This is a genomic window from Hydrogenophaga sp., from assembly GCF_051007235.1.
Classification (GTDB): Bacteria; Pseudomonadota; Gammaproteobacteria; order Burkholderiales; family Burkholderiaceae_C; genus Hydrogenophaga.
This window is the reverse complement of sequence record NZ_JBPCSJ010000444.1, coordinates 1-5,548: the sequence shown is the minus strand read 5'-3', so window position 1 is coordinate 5,548 and position 5,548 is coordinate 1. Positions and strand designations below refer to the sequence as shown.

Genomic DNA, 5,548 nt, shown 5'->3' with positions numbered 1-5,548 from the left:
CGATCTGATGGTGGAGGGCGATCGCGTGGTCGGCGCGGTGACGCAGGTCGGCATCCGCTTCCGCAGCCGCACCGTGGTGCTGACGGCGGGCACCTTCCTGGACGGCAAGATCCACGTTGGCTTGAACAACTACGCGGCTGGCCGCGCGGGCGATCCGCCAGCGGTCAGCCTGTCGGCGCGACTCAAGGAACTGAAGCTGCCGCAGGGCCGACTGAAAACCGGCACGCCGCCGCGCCTGGACGGCCGCAGCATCGACTGGTCGAAGTGCACCGAGCAGCCCGGCGATGGCGTGCCTGGCGGCATGAACGCCGACCAGCCGGTTCCGGTGTTCAGCTTCATGGGCCAATCGGTACCGCACCCCAAGCAGGTGCCATGCTGGATCACCCACACCAACCAGCGCACGCACGAGATCATCCGTTCCGGCTTCGACCGCAGTCCCATGTTCACCGGCAAGATCGAGGGCGTCGGCCCGCGCTACTGCCCGAGCGTGGAAGACAAGATCAACCGCTTCGCCGACAAGGACAGCCACCAGATTTTCCTGTAGCCCGAGGGCCTGACCACGCACGAGGTCTACCCCAACGGCATCAGCACCAGCCTGCCGTTCGACATCCAGTACGCGCTGGTGCGCAGCATGCCCGGGCTGGAAAACGCCCACATCCTGCGGCCCGGCTATGCCATTGAATACGACTACTTCGACCCGCGCTCGCTCAAGAGCAGCTTCGAGACGAAGCAGATCCAGGGCCTGTTCTTCGCTGGCCAGATCAACGGCACCACTGGCTACGAAGAGGCGGCGGCCCAGGGTCTGTTCGCCGGCCTGAACGCCGCGCTGCAGTGCCAGGGCAAAGACGCGTGGCTGCCGCGCCGTGACGAGGCCTACCTCGGCGTGCTGGTGGACGACCTGGTGACCCAGGGCGTGACCGAGCCCTACCGCATGTTCACCAGCCGGGCCGAGTTCCGCCTGCAGCTGCGCGAGGACAACGCCGACATGCGCCTGACCGAACAAGGACGGGCCATGGGTCTGGTGGATGATGCCCGCTGGGATGCCTTCAGCCGCAAGCGCGACGCGGTTTCACGTGAAACAGAGCGCCTGAAATCGACATGGGTGAATCCGCGCATCCTGGATGCGGCCGAGTCCGAGCGCGTGCTGGGCAAGGCCATCGAGCGCGAATACAACCTGTTTGACCTGCTGCGTCGGCCGGGTGTGTCGTATCCGGTCCTGATGGGCATGGGCGAAGGGCGTTGGGCGCCCGCTGCCAAAACGGGCGATGAGGATGCCAGGCCCGTGGTTTCACGTGAAACACTGGGTGAGTTGCACGACGCGGTGGTGGAGCAGGTGGAGATCGCGGCCAAGTACTCGGGCTACATCGACCGGCAGAAGGACGAGGTGGAACGTGCATCGCACTACGAACACCTGAAGCTGCCGGCCGATCTGGACTACGCGCAGGTGACGGCTCTGTCGTTCGAGGCTCGGCAGAAGCTGGCCAAACACCGGCCCGAGACGCTGGGTCAGGCCTCGAGCATCTCGGGCATCACCCCGGCCAGCATCTCGCTGCTGATGATCCACCTGAAAAAGGGTGGGTTCAAGGGTTTTGCCCGCACCACCGAGACGCAGGACGCATGAGCGCGGCGAACCTGAAGCCGGCGCTGGTGGCCGGGTTGCACGAGCTTGGCCTGAACCTGTCCGACGCCCAGGTAGACCAGCTGCTGGCCTACCAGGACCTGATCGCCAAGTGGAACAAGGTCTACAACCTCACGGCCGTGCGCGACCCGCAGGAAATGCTGACGCACCACCTGCTGGACAGTCTTGCTGCCATTGCGCCGTTGCTGCGGCACACGGGCGGACAACCCGTCAAGCTGTTGGATGTGGGGTCGGGCGGCGGCTTGCCGGGTGTGGTCATCGCCATCACTTGCCCGCAAATTGAAGTGCACTGTGTGGACACGGTGCTCAAGAAGGCGGCCTTCATCCAGCAGGTGGCGGCTTCGCTCAAGTTGCCCAACCTGCGCGGCATCCACGCGCGAGTGGAGTCGCTGAAGGCGGAAGAGGGCAGCGGCTACGACGTGGTCTGTTCGCGCGCCTTCGCTTCGCTGGTGGACTTCACAACCTGGTCGCGTGCGGCGCTCAAGCCGGAGGCGGTGTGGATGGCGATGAAGGGCAAGCACCCGGCGGACGAGTTGGCTGCGCTGCCGACCGATGTGTCGGTGTTTCACGTGGAACAGCTGTCGGTACCGGGGCTGGATGCCGAGCGGTGCATTGTCTGGCTGCGGCCTGCTCTGCCGTCTTGAGTTCCATTTCACTCTGAGACCTCGCGCCAGGCCAGTGGCGACGCGCGCGTTCTCCGGCCCTCGCTCGCGGGCGACTGGGCGTGTTCATTAACACTGCTTCGTCAAGAACGTCTTTGCAGGCCTGTTCTGCGGCAACCGCGAATGGGGCCTGCGCCCGCGCGCATCGCCACCGTCCTGTGAGAGCGATCATGCGGGCGCCACTGGTGGTGTGCTGTCGCTTCTGTGGAGGGGGCTGTGGCGTGTGGATGGGCGGCGGGACGATTCGCGGTTGCCCCAGAGCCGGCGCTCCAGCCCGGTGTTGACGAGGCGAGGGCTGCGCCCAGATCCGGTCGCCCGCGCGCGGACCAGAGCCCAGCCACACGACGCTGCCCCCTCTGAGGCCAAGGATGAGCGAAACAAGCAGCATCCAAGCCACAAAGCCGACCGAAAGAAAACACCCCTCACGTAAACTCAACCGTCCCACCCGCAGAGAAAGCCCCCCATGTTCGGCATCGCAGACTACGGCGCCTTCGTCGTCGCCATCATCGTGTTCCTCGCCATTCCCGGTCCTGGCAACCTCGCGCTCATCACCTCCACCAGCAAAGGCGGCATCCCGGGTGGAATGGGCGCCACCTTCGGCGTGATCGCGGGCGACCAGGTCCTGATGTGGGCCGCCGTCGCCGGCGTCGCCACCCTGCTGGCCACCTACCCGGCCGCCTTTCACGCCGTGCAATGGCTCGGTGCCGCCTACCTGGCCTGGCTGGGCTTCAAGATGCTCACCGCCAAACCCGGCGACGCGCCGGTGCTCAACATCCGCCCACGCCAGTACTTCCAGCAGGCCTTCACCATCACCCTGCTCAACCCCAAGGCCATCGTCTTCTACATGGCCTTCTTCCCGCTGTTCGTCGACCCCACCCGCCACCAGGGCCTGATCACCTTCGGCGCCATGGCCGTCACCGTGGCCTTCCTCACCTTCCTCTACGGCCTGACCGCGGTGTTGCTCACCCACTTCCTGGCCGAACGCATGCGCGCCAACCCGGCCATCGGGCGGGTGCTGGAGAAGCTGGCGGGCGTGTTCCTCATCGGCTTTGGCATCAAGCTGGCCATCTCCAAATAAGCAAGCGGGTTCGACCACATGGCCAAGATTTTCTGCGTCGCCAACCAGAAGGGCGGCGTCGGCAAGACCACCACCACCGTCAACCTCGCCGCCGGCCTGGCCAAGGTCGGTCAGCGCGTGCTGATGGTCGACCTGGACCCGCAGGGCAACGCCACCATGGGTTCGGGCGTCGACAAGCGCAAGATGGAACTCTCGGTCTACGACGTGCTGCTGGAATCGGCCACGGTGGCCGAGGCGGCGGTGAAGTCTGAGAAGTGCGGCTACAGCGTGCTGGGCGCCAACCGCGAACTCGCCGGCGCCGAGGTCGAACTGGTGGAATTGGAGCGGCGCGACCAGCGCCTGAAAGCCGCGCTGGCCGCCGTCGATGCCGACTACGACTTCATCCTGATCGACTGCCCGCCGTCCTTGAGCATGCTCACGCTCAACGGCCTGTGCTCGGCGCACGGCGTGATCGTGCCCATGCAGTGCGAGTACTTCGCACTCGAAGGCCTGACCGATCTGGTCAACACCATCAAGCAGGTGCACGCCAACCTCAACAAGGACCTGCAGATCATCGGTCTGCTGCGCGTCATGTTCGACCCGCGCATCACCCTGCAGCAGCAGGTCAGCGACCAGCTCAAGGGCCACTTCGGCGACAAGGTGTTCGACACTGTGATTCCGCGCAACGTGCGCCTGGCCGAAGCGCCCAGCTACGGCCTGCCCGGCGTGGTGTTCGACCCGTCGGCCCGCGGCAGTCAGGCATTCGTCGCCTTTGCCACCGAGATGGTGGCCCGCATCGACAAGATGTGAGCGCCGGCTTCGACGGAACACCCGATGAAACCTGAGAATGTCCTGATCCTGCCGGGCTGGCAGAACAGCGGCCCCGAGCACTGGCAGAGCCGCTGGGAAGCGTTGCACGGCTTTCGTCGCGTCGACCAGCACGACTGGATGACCCCGCGCCGCGGCGACTGGATCGCCCGGCTGGAAGACGTGATCCTGGGCTGCGATGGCCCGGTGGTGCTGGTCGCGCACAGCCTGGGTTGTATCCTGACGGCCGCCTGGGCACAGGTCTCACGCAGCACCGCCCGCGTGCAGGGCGCGCTGCTGGTGGCCCCCGGAGACCCGGAACGCGACGAACTGCGCGGCCTGCTGCCCAGCTGGGCACCCATCGTGCGCCAGCGCCTGCCGTTCCCCAGCACCCTGGTGGGCAGTCGTAACGATCCGTACTGCACGTTCGAGAAGGCGCAATCGCTGGCCGACAGCTGGGGTTCGCGGTTCGTGGACCATGGCGAGCGCGGCCACATCAACGCCGAATCGGGGTTGGGCGACTGGGCACATGGTCAAGAACTACTGGTTGAGTTGGTCAAGAATTGATGGGTAGATCAATGCGATTTGAGCTTGAAACCCACAACCGAAATATTCCCGACGAAGAGTTGCTTGGAGAGCTGCGTCGCATCGCCACATTGCTGGCGAGGGAGTCCGTAACTATCGACCAATTCAATGAGCATGCAAGGTTTCACAGCACGACGCTTTCACGGCGATTCGGGACTTGGTTCAAGGCGCTAGATGCTGCGGGTCTCAAGAGGACTCGGAACCTCAACCTGACAAACGAGCAGTTGTTTGAGAATCTTGTGACCGTTTGGTTGGCGTTAGGGCATCAACCAAAGTACGGCGATTTAACCAACGAGGTCTCGTTGTATTCGTCTGGAACATACGAAAAAAGATTCGGGAGCTGGCGCAAAGCGCTGGAGGCCTTTGTCGATTGGGCTAACGAGGGCGTTTTGCCGGAAGTTGGGGCTAGCGCCAATCAGCCCCAACTCGCGCCACGAGGTCCCCGAAATATCAATTGGCGGTTGCGGGCCATCGTCCTGATGCGAGACGGCGCACGTTGTCAGCTATGTGGAGCGGAGGCCCGAGACGGGGCAAAGCTTCACGTTGATCACATCGTCCCATGGAGTAAAGGTGGCGAGACTGCACTCCACAACCTTCGTGTGCTTTGCGCTGTGTGCAATATTGGAAAGAGTGACGTTGAAATCACTGCGGCAGCGTCTTTGTAGAAAGTAGAAATAAAGCATGGTCACCAAAAAACCCAAGGGCCTCGGCCGCGGACTCGAAGCCCTGCTGGGCCCCAAGGTCGCCGAGGCCGCGTCACCCGACGCGCAGGAAACCACCCGCGCCGCCGGTGCGCCC

The 5,548-nt window shown here is 64.4% G+C and carries 5 protein-coding genes and 2 pseudogenes; all 7 read left to right on the top strand.

The features are described from left to right. A pseudogene (gene mnmG / locus ACR2JA_RS15835) lies at window positions 1–1,621 on the top strand (tRNA uridine-5-carboxymethylaminomethyl(34) synthesis enzyme MnmG); the annotation flags it as partial. After that, complete coding sequence (gene rsmG / locus ACR2JA_RS15830; RefSeq protein WP_434010036.1) at window positions 1,618–2,283, top strand: 16S rRNA (guanine(527)-N(7))-methyltransferase RsmG; 666 nt, start codon at window positions 1,618–1,620, stop codon at window positions 2,281–2,283. The pseudogene mnmG and the gene rsmG, both read left to right, overlap by 4 nt. A gap of 481 nt (window positions 2,284–2,764) precedes the next feature. Continuing rightward, window positions 2,765–3,379: a LysE family transporter gene (locus tag ACR2JA_RS15825; RefSeq protein WP_434010035.1), complete on the top strand. Its 615-nt coding sequence runs from the start codon at window positions 2,765–2,767 to the stop codon at window positions 3,377–3,379. Window positions 3,380–3,397: 18 nt separating this feature from the next. After that, window positions 3,398–4,168, top strand: a complete 771-nt coding sequence (locus ACR2JA_RS15820; protein WP_434010034.1) for a ParA family protein — start codon at window positions 3,398–3,400, stop codon at window positions 4,166–4,168. 24 nt (window positions 4,169–4,192) lie between these two features. Further along, window positions 4,193–4,732 (top strand): RBBP9/YdeN family alpha/beta hydrolase, encoded by a 540-nt coding sequence (locus tag ACR2JA_RS15815; protein ID WP_434010033.1) that lies wholly within the window; start codon window positions 4,193–4,195, stop codon window positions 4,730–4,732. Further along, window positions 4,732–5,415, top strand: a complete 684-nt coding sequence (locus ACR2JA_RS15810; protein WP_434010037.1) for a homing endonuclease associated repeat-containing protein — start codon at window positions 4,732–4,734, stop codon at window positions 5,413–5,415. The genes ACR2JA_RS15815 and ACR2JA_RS15810 overlap by 1 nt, the downstream gene beginning before the upstream one ends. A 16-nt stretch (window positions 5,416–5,431) precedes the next feature. Further along, window positions 5,432–5,548: pseudogene (locus ACR2JA_RS15805) on the top strand (ParB/RepB/Spo0J family partition protein); the annotation flags it as partial.

Coding starts and splice junctions, on each gene's coding strand:
- ACR2JA_RS15815 (WP_434010033.1), top strand. CDS start 4,193: ATGAAACCTGAGAATGTCCTGATCCTGCCGGGCTGGCAGAACAGCGGC.
- ACR2JA_RS15820 (WP_434010034.1), top strand. CDS start 3,398: ATGGCCAAGATTTTCTGCGTCGCCAACCAGAAGGGCGGCGTCGGCAAG.
- rsmG (WP_434010036.1), top strand. CDS start 1,618: ATGAGCGCGGCGAACCTGAAGCCGGCGCTGGTGGCCGGGTTGCACGAG.
- ACR2JA_RS15825 (WP_434010035.1), top strand. CDS start 2,765: ATGTTCGGCATCGCAGACTACGGCGCCTTCGTCGTCGCCATCATCGTG.
- ACR2JA_RS15810 (WP_434010037.1), top strand. CDS start 4,732: ATGGGTAGATCAATGCGATTTGAGCTTGAAACCCACAACCGAAATATT.